Below are 19,849 nucleotides of genomic sequence, written 5' to 3'. Positions count from 1 at the left end.
ACCCCGAGGCCCATGGGCGCCGTACCGACGTCACCAGACCCGTACCGAAGCCCCTCGCGCGAACACCGGACTCGTCGCGTCGGCCGGCGGTTCCGGCAGCGGTTCGGCGATCTCCGCCACCGTCGGTCCCACCTTCGCCGCGATCGGGTCCAGGAGGTCCAGGTCGAAGCCGTACACGCGGGCCGCGTTGCCGCCGAGCATCGCGGCCAGCTCGTTCTGCGGGACGCCGGCGAAGGCGAAGCGCAGACCCTCTCTCGTGTACGGGTACGTGCCCTCGTCGTGCGGGTAGTCGCTGCCCCACATGATCTTGTCCAGGCCGATGCGGTCGCGCAGCGGCACCTCGTGCGGGCGCATGAAGCTGGCGCCGACGAAGCAGTTCTCGTGCCACACCTCGGAGGGCGGCCTGCCCATCGACTCCGCGAGGCCCACCCCGAACTTCGCCTCCGCGGTCGTCGCCTGCGCCGCAGCCAGCAGCCGGCCGTGGTAGTAGTCCAGCATCGCCAGGACCCCGGGTATCCAGCCGGAGCCCTGTTCGGTCAGGACCAGTCTCAGGTCCGGGTGGCGGCGGAAGGCACCGCCGAAGACCAGGTGCCACAGCGCGCGGTGCGAGAACCAGGTCGTCTCGACCATGAAGACCGCGCGGGCGGCCGGTTCGTCGCCGAGCGGCGGGGACGCGGAGCCCGCGTGGTGGTTGACGGGGACGCCGAGTTCCGCGCAGACGGCCCAGATCGGGTCGTACACGCGCGCGTGCAGTTCGGGCAGGCCCGAGCCGGGCGGGGTGCCGGGGAGCATCAGGCCGCCTTTCAGACCGGCCCCGGCCGCCCATCGGATCTCCTTCACGGCCTCCTCGACGTCGTTGAGGAGGATCTGGAAGACGCCCGCCCGGCGGCCCGGCGCGGCGGCGCAGAAGTCGGCCAGCCAGCGGTTGTGGGCGCGCAGGCCGGCCCAGCGCCGCTCGAACTCCGCCGCGGTCGGCGCGGGGGCCATGAGCGAGCCGGACGGGAAGAACGGCGGGATGGTGTTCGGGAAGATCACCTCCGCGACGATCCCGTCCTCCTCCAGCTCCGCGAGCCGCCGCGCGGAGTTCCAGTTCCGGTCCGCCGAGTCGGCGAGCAGGTCCTCGTACGGGTTGACGTACGTCGCCGCCCACAGGTCGAAGTCGTCCTGGTACCGCTTCTCCAGGTAGGGGCGGTAGTCGAGGAGGTCCGCCCCGGCGTGGCAGTCGGCCGAGATCACCGTGTAGCGGTCGTCGCTCACGACGTCACCCCCAGAACTGGGAAGTCGTTGTCGGTCAGCCAGTGGCGCCCCACCTCGCGCGAACGGGCCCAGGACGCCTCCACCGCCGCCTGGTCGGCCGGCTGGCCGAGGTCGGACGGGGCCGGGCCGATGCGCCGGGCGAGCGGGGTCAGGCGTTCCACGTCGAAGCCGAAGGCCTCGGCGGCCGCGAGGCCGAGCATTCTGCGGGTCTCGGTCACCGGGATGTCGTGGAAGGTGCGGCGCAGCCACGCGCGCGTGTCCGGCCAGGTGCCCTCGGGGTGCGGGAAGTCGCTGCCCCAGAGGATGTTGTCGACGCCGATCTCGTAGCGCTGGGCGAGTTCCCGGCGCTTGGTGTTGGTGGCACAGACGAAGACCTGCCGGTCCAGGTACTCGTGCGGCGGGCGGGTCAGCTCCTCGAAGGGGGAGAGTTTCTTGCCGCCGTGCGCACCGAGGTAGAGGCGGTCCATGAACCACAGCAGGTTCGGCAGCCACCAGCAGCCCGACTCGGCGACGCCGAAGCGCAGTCCGGGATGGCGTTCGAAGACGCCGGACCAGAGCAGGAACCACAGCGGGCGGGCCGGCCACCACGTCACCTCGCTGACGTAGATGCCGAGATGGTCGCCGTACTCGTCGCGCGGGGCCGCGCCGGAGTGGGTGAGGACCGGCATCCCGCACTCGGCGGCCGCGGCCCAGACCGGGTCGTAACGGCGGTCGTGGTAGGGCTCCTTGTCGACCCACATGGCGGGGATCATCAGGGCGCCGAGACCGGACTCCTTCGCGCGGTACACCTCGGCGACCACGCGGTCCGTCGGGGCCGTGACCGGCAACAGGGCCACCCCGCAGTGCCGTTCGGGGTGCTCCGACACGAAGTCCGCGAGCCAGCGGTTGTGGGCCCGTGCTCCCGCCATGCCCAGCTCCGGGTCGTGGTCCCCGGACAGGCCGAGGCCGACGCCGAAGGGCGCCGCGGTCCGGCTGTCGACCGCGTCGGCGTCCGGGAAGACCACCTCGGCGGCCACCCCGTCGCCGTCCAGCTCCTTCACCCGCTGCGCGGCGTCCCACCCCCCGCGCAGCCCCTCCTCGTTGTCCTGGAACCACTTGGCCGCGAACGCCTCGTTCCGGATACCGAGCCGGGTCATCTCCTCCCGGCGGCGCTCCCGCCCCGCGAGGAACTCGTCGAAGTCCCGGTGGAACCGGGCGTCCAGATAGGGCCGGTACTCCTCGGTGGGGAGACCGGCGTGGCAGTCGGAGGAGATGATCAGGTATGGGTCGTCGTACGCGGTCACCACTGCCCCCTGTTCAGTCCAGGATGAAGCTTTCGAGGTACGAGGGGTTCGTCCGGTCCAGCATCGAACGCGCCCGCGCCCGGATCTGGGCGTCGCTGTGCCCGCTCTCCGGGAGCAGCCAGAAGCGGTCCGCGCGGATGCCCGCCACGACGAAGTCGGCGACCTCCTCGACGGGCGTGAAGGCGACCTCCTTGCCCGCAGCCCGCATCGCCGCCTCCCACTGGTCGAGACTGCGGTACGGCGTCCGGCGCGGCCGTTCCTTGGCATAGCGGTCGGGGCGGTTGCGGTGCGACTCCCACAGGCCCGTGCGCAGCATGTGCGGCCCGGGGAAGAGCACCGAGGCGCCCACGCGCGCGTGCTCCGCCCGGAGATGGGCGTACAGGGACTCGGTCATCGTGACGACGGCCGCCTTCGTGACCGCGTACACGGAAGCCGTGGGCAGCGGGGCGATACCGCCGTCGCCGGAGGATGTATTGACCACATGACCGGGTTGACCCGACTTGATCATCCTGGGCAGGAAAGCCTGGACGCCGTGGAAGACGCCCCACACGTTGACCTCGAACGCCCACTTCCAGTCGTTCGGTTCGTGCTCCCACATCCGGCCCTCGGCGCCCGAGCCGACCCCGGCGTTGTTGCACAGGACGTGCACCGCGCCGTAGGTGTCGTAGGCCGACTCGGCCAGCTCCAGGACCTGGTCGCGGACGCCGACGTCGACCACGCGCGCGTGCACGTCGGCGCCCTCCGCACGCAGCCCGTCGGCTGCCTTCTCCAGAGCGGCCGGTTCCACGTCGGCGAGGACCACCTTCAGGCCCTCGGCGGCGAACCTCCCGGCCATCGCGAGCCCGATCCCGCTCGCCGCGCCGGTGACGACGGCGACCTGTCCGGCACGGAGCTCCATCAGGCCTCGCTCCCTTCGCGTTCTTCCGGCGGCGCGTCGTGGATCTGGCGCGGGTCGTCGTAGCGCTGGTGGACGTACGGCAACAGGGCCTGCGCGTCGACCCGTTCGACGATCCGGCCGCGCTGGTCGCTGGTCTTCTCGCCGAGGGTGAGCTCCAGCAGGCGCAGCACCGGCAGGTCGGCGACCGGGTCGTACGCCGACTCGCGGAGGACGACCTCCCCGGTGACGCGCTCCAGCCGGCGGATCTTCTCCTCGCGTACGCAGTGCACCAGCAGCGGGTCGCCGTCGAATCCCGAACCGTCGACCGCCGGGAGGAACTTGAAGTAGAAGTCGGTCTTCGGGGCGGGCTCGGGCAGCGGCAACGGGCCGTCGACCGTGCCGCGCACCTCGACGAAGGCGACGCCGTGCCGGGCCAGGGCCGCGTGGACCTGCGAGCCATCCCGCTCGACGGTCACCTCGCCGAGCTTCTTGGGCTCGCCGAAGACCTCGCGGCCGCCGGTGAGGGCGCGCTCGTGGGTCATCGGCATGACCAGCGGGTACCAGCCCTCGACCGTGCCGTGCGCGGCGGCGACCGCGAACGAGCCCGCGCCCAGCGGGTATCCGGGCAGTTCGACCTTGCTGATGCTGACCCTGGCCAGCGGCCGGCCGGCCGGCTTGAGCGGCGGCGGCAGGACGGCCGCGACCGCGTCCGGGTCGGTCTCCCAGACGGCCACCACGCCGGTGGACCAGACGTCCGGGAGTTTCGTGGTGCGCGCGGCCGCGATCTCCGCCCCGGTCCGAGCGCCGTACCGTACGCGTGCCATCCGCCGTACCGTCCTTCCGTCGGCCGTCCGTGCTCCGGGCGGGGTGCACGCTTGCACCGGGCGGTGAAAAGGTCCATAGCCACGCGTAGGGCAATCAGGACAAAGTCCACGGCCGTGCGACGGACCGTCAGGACGGACGAGCCATCAGGAGGACCCCGCATCGGGACGGAGGCATCAGGGCATTCGAACGGGCGGCTGCGGCGGGCCACCTGACGGACCGGGCTGTCGGACCGGGCCCGTATCCTCAATGACCATGCTCGAAGACCGTACGACCGCAGTGTCCCCCGGCACCCCGTGGCCGGCCGCATACCCCAAGGGGTACGCCGTCGTCGACGTGGAGACCACCGGACTGGCCCGGGACGACCGGATAATCAGCGCGGCCGTCTACCGGCTGGACGAGCGCGGCGAGGTCGAGGACCACTGGTACACGCTGGTCAACCCCGAGCGCGATCCGGGTCCCGTGTGGATCCACGGCCTGACGAGCGAGGTGCTCGAAGGCGCGCCGCTCTTCACCGACATCACCGAGGAGTTCTCGGCCCGGCTGGACGGCCGGGTACTGGTCGCGCACAACGCGGTCTTCGACTGGCAGATGATCGCGCGGGAGTACGCGCGCGCGAAGACCGAGGCCCCGGTGCGGCAGCGGCTGTGCACGATCGCGCTCGCGAAGGAGCTGGACCTGCCGCTGCCCAACCACAAACTGGAGACCCTGGCGGCGCACTTCGGTGTCGTCCAGCGGCGGGCGCACCACGCGCTGGACGACGCGCGCGTGCTCGCGGAGGCGTTCCGGCCCAGTCTGCGGGCCGCGGCGGCGGGCAACGTACGGCTGCCGCTCCTCGAGTGCCGGCCGCTCACCGAGTGGTCCGACACGCCCCGGATCGGGCCCCAGGCGAGCGGCGGGCACGGCGGCTACCGGCCCGGCGGCTGGCGGCCGTCCCGCAAGCGGCCGGCGTGCCCCTACCCGAACCCGGGACGGTACGAGGACGGCAGCCCGCTGAAACAGGGCATGCGGGTGGCGTTCTCCGGGGACACCTCGATCGAGCGGGAGCTGCTGGAGGACCGGGCCGTCGAGGCCGGTCTGCACGTCTCGACGAGCATCTCGCGGCTCACCAGTCTGCTCGTCACCAACGACCCCGACTCGGGCACCTCGAAGGTCCTCAAGGCCCGTCAGTTCGGGACGCCCGTCGTCGACGAGGCGGCCTTCGGACAGCTGCTGCGGGACGTGGCGCCGGCCACGGAGAAGTGACCGCCCGCGCGGGCCGCACACCCGTCCGCACGCGCCGTACGGACGGGTGATTGCCGTACGACTCGCCCGGCGCCCACTCGCCCGCGCGCGGCCGACCGCCCACCCTGTGGCGCATGGCGAAATGTGAAGTTTGCGGCAATGACTACGGAATGACCTTCGAGGTGCACGCGCAGGGCGCGGTCCACGTCTTCGACTGCTTCTCCTGCGCGATCCACCGCATGGCCCCGCTCTGCGAGCACTGCAAGGTCTCGATCATCGGCCAGGGCGTCGAGGCCGACAACCAGTGGTTCTGCGGCGCCCACTGCGCCCGCGAGGCCGGGAAGGCGGGCATCGTCGACCGCGTCTGACCCGGTACCCGCCCGAACGCGCCCCACGACCGAGTTGTACGGTCGTGGGGTGTACCGCTTCCTGTTGACTCGGCAGTGGGTGATCCTCACCCTCATCTCGCTGCTTCTGATCCCGACGATGATCCGGCTCGGGTTCTGGCAGAAGCACCGGTACGAGGAGCGCAGCGCCCGTAACCAGCTGGTCGCCGACGCCCTCGGTGCCAAGCCGGTGCCGGTCGAGGAGGTGACCGAGCCGGGGCACGCCGTGACCCGCAAGGAGCGGTACCACACCGTCACCGCGACCGGCACCTTCGACACCGCCGACGAGGTCGTCGTCCGCCGCCGTACCAACTCCGACGACGAGGTGGGCTATCACGTCCTCACCCCCTTCGTCCTGACCGACGGCAAGGTGCTGCTGGTCAACCGGGGCTGGATCCCGTCCGACGGCCCGAGCCAGACCGCCTTCCCCAAGATCCCGGCGCCGCCGGCCGGCAAGGTCACCGTCCAGGGCCGGCTGATGCCCGACGAGACCACCGCGGCGAGCGGCATCAAGGACCTCAAGGGCCTGCCCGCCCGGCAGATCATGCTGATCAACAGCGAGGAGCAGGCGCGCCGGCTCGGCAAGCAGGTGCTCGGCGGCTACATCCAGCAGACGGCACCCGAGCCCAAGGGCGACACCCCGGAACAGATTTCCGACCCGGGCAAGGAAGACGCCCCGCTGAACTACGCGTACATGATCCAGTGGTGGCTGTTCGCCGCGGGCGTCCCCTACGGCTTCTTCGTGCTGGCCCGCCGCGAGGCACGCACGCGTGCGGAGGCGGCGGAGCAGGAGACGGCCGCGGAGGCGGAGCCGGCCACCGTCTGACGGTGTCACTCCCCCGGCCCACCCCCTGATTGGCCCCCCGGCAGTCAGGGAAACCGGCTCCCGTGGACCGACGCATCGAGGACTACGCGCTCATCGGCGACGAGCAGACCGCGGCCCTGGTCGGCCGGGACGGCTCCATCGACTGGCTGTGCCTGCCCCGCTTCGACTCGGCCGCCTGCTTCGCCAGGCTCCTGGGCGACGAGGACCACGGGCACTGGCGGATCGCCCCCCGAGGCGCCACCACCTGCACCCGGCGCGGCTACCGGCCCGACACCCTGGTCCTGGACACCGAGTGGGAGACCGCAGAGGGGACGGTCCGCGTCACCGACCTGATGCCCCAGCGCGAACACGCGCCGGACGTCGTACGCATCGTCGAGGGCGTCAGCGGTCGCGTCACCGTGCACAGCACGCTCCGGCTCCGCTTCGACTACGGCTCGGTCATCCCGTGGATGCGCCGCTCCGGCGGCCACCGGGTCGCGGTCGCCGGGCCGGACTCGGTGTGGCTGCGCAGCGAACCGTCCGTGCGGACCTGGGGCGAGGACTTCGGCACGCACTCGGAGTTCACCGTCGCGGAGGGCGAGCGGGTCGCGTTCGTGCTCACCTGGCACCCCTCGCACGAGCAGCGGCCACCGCTCGTGGACCCGTACCAGGCGCTGCGGTCCAGCGTCACCGACTGGCGGCGCTGGACCGCCCGCTGCACCTACCACGGCCCCCACCGGGACGCGGTCGTACGCTCCCTGATCACCCTCAAGGCGCTCAGCTACGAGCCGACCGGCGGCATCGTCGCCGCGGCCACCAGCTCGCTGCCCGAGGAACTCGGCGGGGTGCGCAACTGGGACTACCGCTTCTGCTGGCTGCGCGACTCCACCCTCACCCTCGGCGCCCTGCTCGCCGCCGGCTACCACAAGGAGGCCGAGCGCTGGCGCGACTGGCTGGTCCGCGCGGTCGCCGGCGACCCGGCGGACCTGCAGATCATGTACGGCCTCGCGGGCGAGCGCCGGCTGCCCGAGTTCGAACTGGACTGGCTGCCCGGCTTCGCCGGCTCCAGGCCGGTGCGCGTCGGCAACGGTGCCGTCGACCAGCTCCAGCTGGACGTGTACGGCGAGGTGATGGACTCGCTGTCGCTGGCCCGCACCGCCGGTCTGCCCACCAAGCCGCACATGTGGTCCATCCAGTGCGCGCTGATGAAGTTTTTGGAGAAGGCCTGGCGGCAGCCGGACGAGGGCCTGTGGGAGGTGCGCGGCGGCCGCCGCCACTTCGTGCACTCCAAGGTGCTGGTGTGGGTGGCCGCGGACCGGGCGGTACAGACCCTGGAGGACCACGCGGAGCTCAAGGGCGAGCTGGAGAGGTGGCGGGCGCTGCGCGACGAGGTGCACCGGGAGGTCTGCGAGAAGGGGTACGACCCGAAGCGCAACACCTTCACGCAGTACTACGGCTCGCGCGAACTCGACGCCTCCCTGCTGCTGATCCCGCGCGTCGGCTTCCTGCCCCCGGACGACCCCCGGGTGGTCGGCACGGTGGACGCGATCCGCGACGACCTGGGCCGGAGCGGGTTCCTGCGCCGCTACGACACCGACGCGATCGGCGTCGACGGGATGCCAGGCGGCGAGGGCGCCTTCCTGGCCTGCTCGTTCTGGCTCGCCGACGCGCTGCACATGACGGGCCGCACCGACGAGGCGAAGGAGCTGTTCGAACGGCTGGTGAGCCTCGTCAACGACGTGGGACTGCTGTCCGAGGAGTACGACCCGGAGACCGGGCGTCAGCTGGGCAACTTCCCGCAGGCGTTCAGTCACATCGGGCTGGTGAACACCGCCCTCACGCTCTTCGACGGCGAGCAGGCAGGATAGGGCCATGGATCTTGGGCTGAAGGACCGGGTGTACGTCGTCACCGGAGCGACCCGCGGGCTGGGCCACGCGGCCGCGCGCGAGCTGGTCGCGGACGGGGCGAAGGTCGTGGTGACCGGACGGGACGAGAAGCGGACCGCCGACGTGGCGGCCGAACTGGGGCCGAACGCGGTGGGCGTGGCCGTCGACAACGCGGACCCCGCGGCGCCGGAGCGGCTGATCGCCGTCGCGCGTGAGCGGTTCGGAGGGTTCGACGGCATCCTCGTGAGCGTGGGCGGGCCGCCGGCCGGGTTCGTCGCCGACAACACGGACGAGCAGTGGCAGTCCGCGTTCGAGTCGGTGTTCCTGGGTGCGGTACGGCTCGCCCGCGCGGCCGCGGCCGAGTTGGAGGACGGCGGGGTCATCGGGTTCGTGCTGTCCGCGTCGGTGTACGAGCCGATTCCCGGGCTGACGATCTCCAACGGGCTGCGGCCGGGCCTGGCCGGGTTCGCCAAGTCGCTGGCGGACGAGCTGGGGCCGCGCGGGATCCGGGTGGTGGGGTTGCTGCCGTCCCGGATCGACACGGACCGGGTGCGGGAGCTGGACGCCATGTCCGCCGACCCGGAGGCGACGCGGGCCGAGCACGAGTCGCGGATTCCGTTGCGGCGGTACGGGACTCCGGAGGAGTTCGGGCGGGTGGGGGCGTTCCTGCTGTCACCGGCCGCTTCTTATCTGACCGGGATCATGGTGCCTGTGGACGGGGGGATGAGGCACGGGTTCTGACGGTCGGTGCTCGGGGCGCGGGTGAGTGGGTGCTGGTCGCGCCCACGCGGCGGCAGCCGCAATCGACACAGCCCCGCGCCCCCAAACAGGTGAGTCGCCTCGGCGGCGCTTCAAATCACCCTTCCTGCACGGTGTTTGACTGACGTCAGCCGGACTTCCGCGGGGAGCTTCTCCAGCGCCGCCGAGTTCCGGGCGTGGGTCAGGGCCTGGTTCGTCAGGTCCCGCAGAGCATCCTCCGGGGCCACGTCCGGCTCCAGCTGGAGCCACACCCGTACCTCCGGAGCCGTACGCGTGCCCCTCAGGACCGCCTGGGCGTGGGAGACGCCCTCCTGGTGGGCCGCGTCCGCCGCCAGGACGGTCTCCAGGGCCCTGCCGCGCAGCAACGCGCTCTCGCCGTCTCCCGTGTCCACCAGGACCTCGGTCAGGCGGCGCCGGCGCAGCTGGGCGGTCAGCCACCAGAGGGAGAGCAGGAACAGCACGGCCAGTGCGGCCAGGACCGTCGGCCACCACCACTCCGCGGCGCCCCAGTGGGTGCGCTCGGCCGGGGTGAGCAGGACGTCGTGGCGGCCGTCGTGGATCCACCAGGACGGGGGCGGGGCGCCGAGGCCGACGGCCAGGACCGAGCCGCCGAGGGCCAGGAGCAGGAGGCCCGTGAGGGCGGTCAGGACGCGGTTGACGGTGCCGAGCACGGTGTCACCCCTTCCGGCCGGGGCGGATCACATGAAGGGTCAGGGCGGGTGGGCGGGCCAGCCCCATGGCGTGGATCGCGTCGGTCAGCGCCGCCTCCAGGTCGCCCCGCACCTCGTCGAGTTCACGGAAGTGGGAGACGGCGAGGACGTGGGCGCGGGAGCGGCGCAGTCGTACCCGCACCCGGCGCACGCCGGAGATCTCCATGGCCCGGTCGCGCAGCAGCAGGGCGGCCGCGTCACGGCGCAGCCCGGCGCGGACGTGGGGGTGGGTGCGCCGCATGGGCAGGAGGTCCCGCAGGCCGGGCGTGACGGCCAGGACCAGCAGCCACAGGCCGAGGGCGGCGGCGATGCCCGCGCCCGCCAGGACCCAGGTGTCGTCGAGAGGCCGCGCAGCCAGTTGGCGGGCGAGTTCGCGGCGCCAGTGCATGGCGGGGTGGTGGGCCCGTACCGCCGCGATGTCGTACAGGAAGGCGCCCGCGGTCACCAGGACGAGCACGGCGACCAGGGTGGCGGGGGCGCGGCGCGGGGACCAGAAGCGGGGCTCGTGGCCGGCCGGGGGTGCGGCCGCCGGTGGCGGTGGCTTGTCGATGACCGGTGTCTGCTCCGTGCTCATCACGCCCTCCCCTGGGTCTGGACCGGGTGCAGCCGTTCGACGTGGACGGCGACCTCCCGGACGTCCATGTCCACCAACGCGCCTACCCGCTCGACCACATGTCGACGCACCGCCGCGCACCGGGCGCCGATGTCGGACGGGTAGTCCAGTTCGAGGTGGACCCGGACGCGGGCCGTGTCATGGTGCGTGACCACGGTGGCGTGCGGAGGTACGGCGTCCTTCGGAAGGGGGCCGAGCGCCTCGCGGGCCGCCTGCGCGGCGATCTTCGCCACCACCCGGTCGGCGATCCGGACGGCGCCGCGCTCGCCGGGCGCCACCGCCGTCGGGGCGCCGCGCGTCCCACCGCTCGCGGAGGTCATCGCCGGCGGTCGCGCCGGTCGTCACGGGTGCGGAAGAAGTCGCCGAGTTCGAGGTCCCCCTCCGCGAACCGGCCGACGACGAACCCGATGGCCCCGAGCGCAGCCACCAGCAGAAAGGCGCCGAACCCGCCGAAGTACCCGGCGAAGCCCAGCGCCATGCCGGCGATCATGCCGACGACGGCCATACTCATGGTGCGCTCCCCTCAGCGGTCCCTGTCAGCGGTCCCTGTCAGCGGTCCCGGTCGGCGGTCACTGGAGCCGGGACTCCGGCTCCTCTTCCTCTTCCTCCGGAAGTTTCACATCACTCACCGCGATGTTGACCTCGACCACTTCGAGACCGGTCATGCGCTCCACGGCGGCGATCACGTTCTCCCGGACCGCGCGGGCCACGTCGGCGATCGACACGCCGTAGTCGACGACGATCTCCAGGTCCAGCGCGGTCTGCACCTCGCCGACCTCGGCCTTCACGCCCCGGCTCACGGACTTGGAGCCGCCGGGCACCCGGTCGCGCACGACGCCGAAGGTGCGGGCGAGGCCGCTGCCCATCGCGTGCACGCCGACGACGTCCCGGGCCGCCAGTCCGGCGATCTTCTCCACGACTCCGTCGGCGATCGTCGTCCGTCCGCGGGTCGCCGGGTCGCCGCCGCCGCGTCTGACGGTCTTCCGGGTCTGTACCGCCGGGTCCTTCTCGGGCTCCGCCGCCATCTCGGTCATCGCCGTGCGTCCCTTCCCGTGGCCGTCCTGCGACCACGGTACGTGCGGATGTCCTGTCGTGCCCCGAAGATGCGGCAGGCTGGAGGAATGACGGCGGACCGACGGACTGACACGGTACGGAACCTTCTGGGCCTGGGCAGGCTCCTTCCGCTGGGCGGGCCGCAGGACGGGGCGTGGCTCACGGAGGCGGCGGCGGACGCGGTCCTGCGGCGGGCGGCGGCCGGGGTGGCGGGGGTGCGGCTGGGCGCGGTGCGGATCGCCCTGGCGGATCCGGCGGACGTGGCGGAGGCGGTCGTACCGGCGCCGCCCGGGGCGGTGCCTCCGGGGCCGCTGCGGCTGTCGGCGGACTTCGCGGCGACGGCCGCCGAGCCGCTGCCTGCGACGGCGTCCCGGCTGCGCCGGGCCCTTGCCACGGCCACGGAACGGCTGGGGCTGGTGGTGATCGAGGCGGACCTGCGGGTGACCGACCTGCTGGAGGAGGAGCCGGCGGAGCCGGAGCCCGCACCCGCGCCTCGGCCGCCGTCGGTCCGGGAGGGGACGGATCCCGAGGGAGCCCGGGTGACGGCGGCGGCGCTGGCGGTGCCGGGGGTGGCCCGGGTGACGGGGGCGCTCAGCCGGGAGGTCCACTTCGACGCCGCACTGCCGCGTCGGCACGTGCGCGTGGAGGTGGCGGTGACCGACGGCCCGCGGGCCGTGGAGGTGGCCCGAGGGGTCCGTACGGCGGTCGGCGAGACACTGGAGGACCGGCCGACGGTGGCGGTACTGGTGACGGACGTCAGCTGAAGCGCCCCGTCAGGCACGCGCGGAGGCTGTGCTGGTGACGGACGTCAGCGCAAGCGCCCCGTCAGGGGCGCGCGGAGGCATGTGCTGGTGACGGACGTCAGCGCAAGCGCCCCGTCAGGGGCGCGGGGAACTGCGCGGCCAGCCCCCACCGGCCCGCGGGGAACCGCACGACCAGCCCCCACCCGCCCGCGGCGACCTACTCGCCCACCCCCGCAAGGTCCCGCAGCCGCCGAGCCTGAGCCTGCCGCTCCGCAGCCCGCTGCTCGTCGTAGGTACGGCAGGCGGCACCCCGCAGCAGCGCCTTCGTCTCCACGACGGCATCCCGCGGCGCAGCCAGCAGCGCCCCGGCCAGGTCCCGTACCGCCGCGTCGAGTTCGTCCACCGGCACGGCAACGCTCGCCAGCCCGGAAGCCACCGCCTCCTCGGCCTGGACGTAGCGTCCGGTCGCGCAGATCTCCAGCGCGCGGGCGTAGCCCACCAGGGAGACGAGCGGGTGGGTGCCGGTCAGGTCGGGCACCAGCCCGAGGCTCGTCTCGCGCATGGCGAACTGCACGTCGTCCGCGACGACGCGCAGGTCACAGGCGAGGGCCAGCTGGAAGCCGGCCCCGATGGCGTGCCCCTGCACGGCGGCGATGGACACGATGTCGCTCTGCCGCCACCAGGTGAACGCCTCCTGGAATCCGGCGATGGCCGCGTCAAGGTCGGCGTCGTCACGGCGCGCGAGCTCGATGAAGGTCGGCTCGCCCGGGATCCCCTCCGGCGTGAACATCTGCCGGTCGAGGCCCGCGGAGAAGGACTGCCCCTCACCGCGCAGCACAACGACCCGGACCGACCCCGGCAGCGACCGCCCGGCCTCTGCCAACGCCCGCCACAGTGCGGGGCTCTGGGCGTTGCGCTTGGCCGGGTTGGTCAGCGTCACCGTGGCGAGCGCGTCGTCGACGGTGAGCCGTACGCCGTCCTTGTCGAGAACAGGAGCGAGGTCCTGGTCGGGCGAAGCCATGGGGCGCCTCCGATGTGTGCGGTCATCACGCATTGCCGTACGGCATGCCAAGTGACTGCACAGTAACCACCCGGCCGATCACTCGACCGACCGGGTGGCCACCATCGAAGCCGATGGGCCGCCCGGGGTCAGGACGCGGCTTTCTTGCCCCGCGTCGCCCCGCCACGCCCACGCAGCGTGACACCCGACTCGCTGAGCATCCGGTGGACGAAGCCATACGAGCGGCCGGTTTCCTCGGCCAGTGCCCGAATGCTCGCACCGGAGTCGTACTTCTTCTTCAGGTCTGCCGCGAGCTTGTCGCGCGCGGCGCCGGTCACCCGGCTGCCCTTCTTCAGAGTCTCGGCCACCCGTGCCTCCTCATGGGAAGTGCGCTCTGGTCCCCTCATGATCACCCCTCCGGGGCGTGATGGCCACCCATTCGGCAAGGTCCGTGAGACATCGTTGTGACGACAGGAGTGCATCCCCACATACGGAATCTGTGATTCCGGCGCGGGTTGTCCGTGCGGCCGAACGGGTTCTTCTGTGAAGTGCCAGGTCAGGCACGCAAAGCGGCCGATCCCTTGTCGACAAAGGGATCGGCCGCGAAATCGGTGTAGGACACACCTCGATACGAGGAGATCTCACACAGATGATGGATCACCGATAGGCCGAATGATCCATAGCCAGTGGATCAGGCATTCGATCAAACGACGGCGACGGGACCGGCTCTCAGGCGAGGGCGACCAGATCCGCGTAGTCGGAGCCCCACAGGTCCTCGACGCCGTCGGGCAGCAGGATGATCCGCTCGGGCTGGAGCGCCTCCACGGCACCCTCGTCGTGGGTGACGAGGACGACCGCGCCCTTGTAGGTGCGCAGGGCGCCGAGGATCTCCTCGCGGCTGGCGGGGTCGAGGTTGTTGGTCGGCTCGTCCAGGAGCAGGACGTTCGCGGAGGAGACGACCAGGGTGGCGAGGGCGAGGCGGGTCTTCTCGCCGCCGGAGAGGACACCGGCCGGCTTGTCGACGTCGTCGCCGGAGAACAGGAACGAGCCCAGCACCTTGCGGACCTCGACGAGGTCCATGTCGGGCGCCGACGAGCGCATGTTCTCCAGGACCGTGCGGTCCGGGTCCAGGGTCTCGTGCTCCTGGGCGTAGTAGCCGAGCTTCAGGCCGTGTCCCTCGAGGACCTCGCCGGTGTCGGGCTGCTCGACGCCGCCGAGGAGGCGCAGCAGGGTGGTCTTGCCGGCGCCGTTGAGGCCCAGGATGACGACCCGGGAGCCCTTGTCGATGGCCAGGTCGACGTCGGTGAAGATCTCCAGCGAGCCGTACGACTTCGACAGGCCCTCGGCGGTCAGCGGGGTCTTGCCGCAGGGCGCGGGCTCCGGGAAGCGCAGCTTGGCGACCTTGTCGGAGACGCGGACGGCGTCCAGTCCCGCCAGCAGCTTGTCGGCGCGGCGGGCCATGTTCTGCGCGGCGACCGTCTTGGTGGCCTTGGCGCGCATCTTGTCGGCCTGGGAGTGCAGCGCGGCGGCCTTCTTCTCGGCGTTGGCGCGCTCGCGCTTGCGGCGCTTCTCGTCGGCCTCGCGCTGCTGCTGGTAGAGCTTCCAGCCCATGTTGTAGACGTCGATCTGGGAGCGGTTGGCGTCCAGGTAGAAGACCTTGTTGACGACCGTCTCGACCAGGTCGACGTCGTGGGAGATCACGATGAAGCCGCCGCGGTAGGTCTTCAGGTAGTCGCGCAGCCAGACGATCGAGTCCGCGTCCAGGTGGTTGGTCGGCTCGTCGAGCAGGAGCGTGTCCGCGTCGGAGAACAGGATGCGGGCCAGCTCGATACGGCGGCGCTGACCGCCGGAGAGCGTGTGCAGGGGCTGGCCGAGCACCCGGTCGGGCAGGTTGAGCGCGGCGGCGATGGTGGCGGCCTCGGCCTCGGCGGAGTACCCGCCCTTGGTGAGGAACTCGGTCTCCTGGCGCTCGTACTGCTTCATCGCCTTGTCACGGGTGGCGCCCTTGCCGGTGGCGATGCGCTGCTCGTTCTCGCGCATCTTGCGGATCAGGACGTCGAGGCCGCGCGCGGAGAGGATGCGGTCGCGGGCGAGGACGTCGAGGTCGCCGGTGCGGGGGTCCTGCGGGAGGTAGCCGACTTCACCGGAGCGGGTGACGGAGCCCGCGGCGGGGATGCCGTCGCCGGCGAGGACCTTGGTGAGGGTGGTCTTGCCGGCACCGTTGCGGCCGACCAGGCCGATACGGTCGCCCTTGGCGACGCGGAAGGTGGCGTTCTCGATGAGGACGCGCGCACCGGCGCGCAGCTCGATACCGGTTGCGGAGATCACGGACAGACTCCAGAGCGTACGGATAGTGACGGGTGGGCGGCTGAGGACGTTCCCGCCGTCTAATGCGCGAGGAGAATGGCCATGGGCCAAGTCTAACGGGGCGGCGCAAGCGCTTTTTCGGTGCGCGGGTGTTCGGGACGGCCCGCGCGGGGCGGTTCGTTGCCCAGCGGGGTGCGGTGCGGGGCGATTCCGCCCAGGTCGTCCACGGCGACGAGCTGCGCGGTCCAGGCGCCCTGCGCGCAGGGCTGGGCGACGAGCAGGGCGTGGCCGTGACGTACGGCACGTTCGGGGTGGAAGGCGCAGCCCGCGCGGGCGGGCAGCACCCAGCGCAGGTCACCGTCGGCGGTGCGGTACGCCGCGATGCGGTCCGGGGTGACGACCGCGAGGATGCCGCGGCCCAGGGGGCGCAGGACGCCGGCGCCGCCCCGGGCGCGCAGCCAGTCGGTCGCCGCGGGCAGGGCGCGGTGCCAGCGCACGGAGCGGCCGTCGGTGTCGGTGACGAGCCCGTCGTCCCAGACGGTGATCGCCTGCCCGCGCGTGGGCAGCACGCTGAGCGGGCGCCGGCCCGGACGCGCGTACCGCCAGCGCAGGGTCCGGCCGTCGTACGCCTCGACGACGCCGCCACGCGCGCGTGCGGTGGGCGCGGGCGGGCCGGAGGTGAGGTGGTCGCCGTAGGGGGCGGGGCGGACCTGGTGGGCGGCGGCGAGGAGCCCGGCCGCGAGGAGCAGGGCGAGGGCGAGGAGCCGCCCGACGGGTCCGCGGACGGGGGGTGTCCGCGGGAGGGCACGCGGGGGCCGGTGCGGGAAGGTGGCCGGAGGCTGCTCCCGGCGGGCCGTCGCGCACTGCTCCGGAAACGGCTCGGCGTCGGGTGGCCCGGTTCTCCTGTGGTGCAGAACGGCAGCCCTTTCCCTTTCCCCCTTCGGCGCCCGGCCGGGCGCTCCTGTGCCACGGGTCAGGCGCAGAGCGTAGCCACGCCCGCGGCGGGCGGCCGGGCGTGACGCGGGGGCGGGACGGGACGTCGCCCGTTCGGGCGTCGGCCCGGTCATCGGCGCGAAGTGGCGGCCCGGATGCCGCAAGGTGGTCGTGGGGGACGGTGCGAGCAGAGGGCGGTGCCCCATGCAGTTCGACGACGACGCGAACCTGGACACCTCCGAGGTGCAGGACGTGCGGGGCAGCCGGATCCCGGGCGGGAGGAAGACCGTCGGCGGCGGTCTGGCCGGCCTGATCGCGCTGCTCCTCGCCCTGTTCCTCGGGGTCGGCCCGGACCAGCTGGGGCTCTCCTCCGGGGACAGCTCGCCCGCACCCGCCTCCTCCTCGCTGGCCCAGGTGCAGCAGAGCTGCCGTACCGGACAGGACGCGAACAGCAAGGAGGACTGCCGGATCGTGGCGGTGGTCAACAGCGTGCAGGACTACTGGACGCAGGAGTTCCGGCACCGCCACGGCACCTACACGGCCGCCCCCACGGTCTTCTTCAGCGGACGGGTCGGCACCGCGTGCGGGACGGCGACCTCGGCGGTGGGGCCGTTCTACTGCCCCGGCGACCGGAAGGTCTATCTGGACCTCGGCTTCTTCGACGACCTGCGGTCCAAGTTCGGCGCGAGCGGCGGGCCGTTCGCCCAGGCGTACGTCGTGGCGCACGAGTACGGGCACCATGTGCAGGACCTGATGGGCACGTTGAGCCGGTCGCAGTCCAACCTGACCGGCGCGAACAGCGATTCGGTGCGGCTGGAGCTGCAGGCCGACTGCTACGCCGGGGTGTGGGCGCACCACGCCACGACCACGAAGGACGAGTCGACCGGCCGCCCGCAGATCACCAGCCTGACGGCCGCGGACATCCAGGACGGGCTGGACGCGGCGGCGGCCGTGGGTGACGACCGGATCCAGGAGCGGTTCCAGGGGCGGGTGACGCCGGAGACGTGGACGCACGGGTCGGCCGAGCAGCGGCAGCAGTGGTTCTACCAGGGTTACCGGAGCGGTGACTTGGCGCGCTGCAACACCTTCCGATGAGCGGCTGACCTGCAACGACGTTACAGACCGGGGGCGTTGTCAGTGCCGGGTGCAAGACTGGGGACCAGGCCGGAACGACGGCTTTCGGGGGACCGACGCACGAGGGAGTGATCGGGATGGCGGGCACGAGTGGCGGGCGGCCGAGCATCTATCCGTCGCTGCTGTACACGGACGCGAAGGCGGCGATCAAGCAGCTGACGGAGGCCTTCGGCTTCACCGAACTGTCGGTGTACGAGGCCGAGGACGGCATGGTGCTCCACGCCGAGCTGGTGCAGGGCAACGGTGCGGTCATGCTGGGCTCCAGGGGCCGCGGCGGCCGGTTCGACGCGGCGATGGAGGGCGGCGGCCCGACCGGGGTGTACATCGTCGTGGACGACGTCGACGCACACCACCAGCGCGCCGTCGACCACGGCGCCGAGATCCTGATGCCCCCGACGGACCAGGACTACGGTTCGCGGGACTACATGGCCCGGGACGTCGAGGGCAACATCTGGAGCTTCGGCACGTACGCCCCGGAGATAGCCGGCTGACCCGCCTGGCCCGCCCTTCCGCTAGCCGCCGGTGTGCACCTGGAAGGCGGCCCGGCGGACGGCCTTGGCGAGCGCCGGGTCGGGGTGGGCGGCGGCGAGGGCGACCAGGACCTGCACGGTGCGCGGGTGACCGACGGCGCGCACCTCGTCGAGCAGCGCGGGGACGGTGGGCTGCAGCGCCGACTCCAGGTGACGGACGAGCAGCGGGGCCTCACCGTGGTCGGCGACCGCGGCGGCCGTGTCGACCCAGAGCCAGGTGGCCTCCTCCCGGGTGAGCACCTCGTGGGCGTCCTCGGGGTCGACTCCGTCGTGCTCGGCCAGCCACAGCAGGGCGTACGGCCGCAGGGTCGGCTCGTCGACGACCGCGCGGACGTCCGGTTCGGCGGGGGCGCCGACGACGCGCAGCGCCTCGAAGGCGAGGCCGCGCAGCAGGGCGTCTTCGCCGCGGGCGGCGTCGACGAGCTCGGTGACGGCACCGCCGACGGGGCGGGCGGCGAGCCAGGCGCGGTACTCGGCGCGGGCCGCGTTGGGGCGCAGCTGGGCGCAGCCGCGCAGCATCTCCTCGGCGGCGACCTCGATGTTGCCGGCGGGGCTCTGCGCGGCGACGCAGATCTGCTCCAGCTTGACCCAGACCGCCCAGCTGCCCAGCGGGGTGAGGGTGGCCTGGCCGTCGCCGTAGGTCAGCGCGCCGACGGAGGCGAGGGCGTGCAGCGACCAGTCGAGGAGCGGGGCGAGCTCGGCCTCGTCGGCGGGGGCCGGGTCCTCGGCCGGGGCGTGGTCCGCCGGGTCGGCGTCGGCGGAGCGCACGGCGGCGAGCGGTCTGGCGGTCCCGGTGCCGTTCTCCGTGTCGTAGGGGACCTCGCAGCGCTCGGTGCGCAGTTCGGTGACCCGCTGGCCCAGCAGGTCCAGAAGCTGCTCGACCGGGACGGGACCGGCGGACAGCTGGAGGAAGGAGAGCACCTGGGGCATGGCCGAGACGACTTCGGCGACGGCGGCCGCCTCGAACTCGGCGGGCTCCGGGTGGGCGAGCGACCAGGCGTCGAAGAGGGCGACCCAGCCGCGCAGCACGGCGCTGTCGTCGCGGTCCCAGGCGCGCAGGCGCCAGCCGGGGCGCGCGCTGTCGCCGTGCACCTCGACCAGACCGGCGAGGCGGGCGGTGTCCCAGTCGGCGCGGACCTGAGCGGCGGTCAGGCCCAGGTCGTCGGACGCGCGTTCGGCGGACGCGTCGGAGAGGGTGGCCTTGCCGTCGGCGGTCGCGCCGTCGCTGCCCGGCCCGAGGGCGGTGTCGGCCCAGTGGGCGACGCGGGCCGCGCCGGCCAGGCCGGAGCGTGCCATTCTGGCCAGCTCGGCAGGGGCCGGGGTGCCCTCGGGCGGGCGGGGTGCGGGGCGGCGCGCGGGCCGCTGGTTCATCGCTCGGGGGGCGGCGGCCAGGGGTCGCGTTCGGACGAGTCGAAGCCTTGAGTCGCGCGGGATACGGGACGTCACGGGTGCAGTCTTCCGGTTGACGGTCCGAAAACCCAAACGGAATGTCACGGCGGGCGACGGGACTGGCCAACGCACGGGGT

At 72.7% G+C, this 19,849-nt stretch carries 22 protein-coding genes; 8 read left to right on the top strand and 14 right to left on the bottom strand.

The window, feature by feature from the left end; translation table 11 throughout:
• Positions 1-30: 30 nt before the first annotated feature.
• The 4 genes from ACFY6U_RS16210 to ACFY6U_RS16195 are packed head-to-tail and all read right to left on the bottom strand — an operon-like array spanning position 31 to position 4,241.
• Positions 31-1,257, bottom strand: a complete 1,227-nt coding sequence (locus tag ACFY6U_RS16210) for an amidohydrolase family protein (RefSeq protein WP_390038561.1) — start codon at positions 1,255-1,257, stop codon at positions 31-33.
• Entirely contained in the window at positions 1,254-2,540 is a 1,287-nt protein-coding gene (locus ACFY6U_RS16205; RefSeq protein WP_390038559.1) for an amidohydrolase family protein, read from the bottom strand. The genes ACFY6U_RS16210 and ACFY6U_RS16205 overlap by 4 nt, the downstream gene beginning before the upstream one ends.
• Before the next feature lie 13 nt (positions 2,541-2,553).
• Positions 2,554-3,438, bottom strand: coding sequence for an SDR family NAD(P)-dependent oxidoreductase (locus tag ACFY6U_RS16200; protein WP_390038557.1), 885 nt, complete (start codon positions 3,436-3,438; stop codon positions 2,554-2,556).
• Positions 3,438-4,241 (bottom strand): acetoacetate decarboxylase family protein, encoded by an 804-nt coding sequence (locus tag ACFY6U_RS16195; protein ID WP_390038555.1) that lies wholly within the window; start codon positions 4,239-4,241, stop codon positions 3,438-3,440. The genes ACFY6U_RS16200 and ACFY6U_RS16195 overlap by 1 nt, the downstream gene beginning before the upstream one ends.
• A gap of 253 nt (positions 4,242-4,494) precedes the next feature.
• On the opposite strand from ACFY6U_RS16195, the gene ACFY6U_RS16190 reads away from it, so the two are divergent.
• The 5 genes from ACFY6U_RS16190 to ACFY6U_RS16170 all read left to right on the top strand — a co-directional run bounded on the left by ACFY6U_RS16190 (position 4,495) and on the right by ACFY6U_RS16170 (position 9,282).
• Positions 4,495-5,484 carry a DEDDh family exonuclease gene (locus tag ACFY6U_RS16190; protein ID WP_390038553.1) on the top strand — a complete coding sequence of 330 codons (990 nt, stop codon included), beginning with the start codon at positions 4,495-4,497 and terminating at the stop codon, positions 5,482-5,484.
• A 113-nt stretch (positions 5,485-5,597) separates the two neighbouring features.
• Positions 5,598-5,831: a hypothetical protein gene (locus ACFY6U_RS16185; RefSeq protein ID WP_089101588.1), complete on the top strand. Its 234-nt coding sequence runs from the start codon at positions 5,598-5,600 to the stop codon at positions 5,829-5,831.
• 49 nt (positions 5,832-5,880) lie between these two features.
• The gene (locus tag ACFY6U_RS16180; RefSeq protein WP_390038551.1) at positions 5,881-6,675 is read left to right on the top strand and encodes an SURF1 family protein; all 795 of its coding nucleotides are present in this window, start codon (positions 5,881-5,883) and stop codon (positions 6,673-6,675) included.
• Between the two features lie 62 nt (positions 6,676-6,737).
• Entirely contained in the window at positions 6,738-8,522 is a 1,785-nt protein-coding gene (locus ACFY6U_RS16175) for a glycoside hydrolase family 15 protein (RefSeq protein WP_390038549.1), read from the top strand.
• 4 nt (positions 8,523-8,526) lie between these two features.
• Complete coding sequence (locus ACFY6U_RS16170; protein ID WP_351501591.1) at positions 8,527-9,282, top strand: SDR family oxidoreductase; 756 nt, start codon at positions 8,527-8,529, stop codon at positions 9,280-9,282.
• Between the two features lie 110 nt (positions 9,283-9,392).
• Here the strand turns inward: ACFY6U_RS16170 and amaP are convergent, their stop codons facing one another.
• The 5 genes from amaP to ACFY6U_RS16145 are packed head-to-tail and all read right to left on the bottom strand — an operon-like array spanning position 9,393 to position 11,657.
• A complete protein-coding gene (amaP, locus tag ACFY6U_RS16165; protein ID WP_390038547.1) occupies positions 9,393-9,971 on the bottom strand; it encodes an alkaline shock response membrane anchor protein AmaP in 579 nt (192 codons plus the stop codon).
• A 4-nt stretch (positions 9,972-9,975) separates the two neighbouring features.
• The gene (locus tag ACFY6U_RS16160; RefSeq protein ID WP_390038545.1) at positions 9,976-10,584 is read right to left on the bottom strand and encodes a DUF6286 domain-containing protein; all 609 of its coding nucleotides are present in this window, start codon (positions 10,582-10,584) and stop codon (positions 9,976-9,978) included.
• Positions 10,584-10,943 carry an Asp23/Gls24 family envelope stress response protein gene (locus ACFY6U_RS16155; RefSeq protein WP_390038543.1) on the bottom strand — a complete coding sequence of 120 codons (360 nt, stop codon included), beginning with the start codon at positions 10,941-10,943 and terminating at the stop codon, positions 10,584-10,586. The genes ACFY6U_RS16160 and ACFY6U_RS16155 overlap by 1 nt, the downstream gene beginning before the upstream one ends.
• Entirely contained in the window at positions 10,940-11,134 is a 195-nt protein-coding gene (locus tag ACFY6U_RS16150; protein ID WP_053654947.1) for a hypothetical protein, read from the bottom strand. Before ACFY6U_RS16150 ends, ACFY6U_RS16155 begins: the two co-directional genes overlap by 4 nt.
• Positions 11,135-11,192: 58 nt before the next feature.
• Positions 11,193-11,657 (bottom strand): Asp23/Gls24 family envelope stress response protein, encoded by a 465-nt coding sequence (locus tag ACFY6U_RS16145; protein WP_390038541.1) that lies wholly within the window; start codon positions 11,655-11,657, stop codon positions 11,193-11,195.
• A gap of 87 nt (positions 11,658-11,744) precedes the next feature.
• Here ACFY6U_RS16145 and ACFY6U_RS16140 point away from each other — a divergent pair, with 87 nt between their 5' ends.
• The gene (locus ACFY6U_RS16140) at positions 11,745-12,440 is read left to right on the top strand and encodes a nucleopolyhedrovirus P10 family protein (RefSeq protein ID WP_390038539.1); all 696 of its coding nucleotides are present in this window, start codon (positions 11,745-11,747) and stop codon (positions 12,438-12,440) included.
• 196 nt (positions 12,441-12,636) lie between these two features.
• Here ACFY6U_RS16140 and ACFY6U_RS16135 read toward each other — a convergent pair whose 3' ends face one another.
• From ACFY6U_RS16135 to ACFY6U_RS16120, 4 genes are all read right to left on the bottom strand, one after another.
• Positions 12,637-13,440, bottom strand: a complete 804-nt coding sequence (locus tag ACFY6U_RS16135; protein WP_390038537.1) for an enoyl-CoA hydratase/isomerase family protein — start codon at positions 13,438-13,440, stop codon at positions 12,637-12,639.
• A gap of 128 nt (positions 13,441-13,568) precedes the next feature.
• The gene (locus ACFY6U_RS16130; protein ID WP_046727957.1) at positions 13,569-13,787 is read right to left on the bottom strand and encodes a helix-turn-helix domain-containing protein; all 219 of its coding nucleotides are present in this window, start codon (positions 13,785-13,787) and stop codon (positions 13,569-13,571) included.
• A gap of 361 nt (positions 13,788-14,148) precedes the next feature.
• A complete protein-coding gene (locus ACFY6U_RS16125) occupies positions 14,149-15,747 on the bottom strand; it encodes an ABC-F family ATP-binding cassette domain-containing protein (protein ID WP_390038535.1) in 1,599 nt (532 codons plus the stop codon).
• A gap of 92 nt (positions 15,748-15,839) precedes the next feature.
• Positions 15,840-16,793 carry a hypothetical protein gene (locus ACFY6U_RS16120; RefSeq protein WP_390038533.1) on the bottom strand — a complete coding sequence of 318 codons (954 nt, stop codon included), beginning with the start codon at positions 16,791-16,793 and terminating at the stop codon, positions 15,840-15,842.
• Between the two features lie 70 nt (positions 16,794-16,863).
• Here ACFY6U_RS16120 and ACFY6U_RS16115 point away from each other — a divergent pair, with 70 nt between their 5' ends.
• Together ACFY6U_RS16115 and ACFY6U_RS16110 are read left to right on the top strand one after the other, a co-directional pair.
• Complete coding sequence (locus ACFY6U_RS16115) at positions 16,864-17,754, top strand: neutral zinc metallopeptidase (protein ID WP_390038531.1); 891 nt, start codon at positions 16,864-16,866, stop codon at positions 17,752-17,754.
• A 116-nt stretch (positions 17,755-17,870) separates the two neighbouring features.
• The gene (locus ACFY6U_RS16110; RefSeq protein ID WP_351502187.1) at positions 17,871-18,284 is read left to right on the top strand and encodes a VOC family protein; all 414 of its coding nucleotides are present in this window, start codon (positions 17,871-17,873) and stop codon (positions 18,282-18,284) included.
• Positions 18,285-18,305: 21 nt separating this feature from the next.
• On the opposite strand, the gene ACFY6U_RS16105 is transcribed toward ACFY6U_RS16110, so the two are convergent.
• The gene (locus ACFY6U_RS16105; protein WP_390038529.1) at positions 18,306-19,694 is read right to left on the bottom strand and encodes a hypothetical protein; all 1,389 of its coding nucleotides are present in this window, start codon (positions 19,692-19,694) and stop codon (positions 18,306-18,308) included.
• Between the last annotated feature and the right edge of the window lie 155 nt (positions 19,695-19,849).

The sequence above is a fragment of the Streptomyces sp. NPDC013157 genome (assembly GCF_042899865.1).
Taxonomy (GTDB): domain Bacteria; phylum Actinomycetota; class Actinomycetes; order Streptomycetales; family Streptomycetaceae; genus Streptomyces.
Note: the sequence above shows the minus strand (reverse complement) of the source record. Positions and strands in the feature narration are given on the sequence as shown.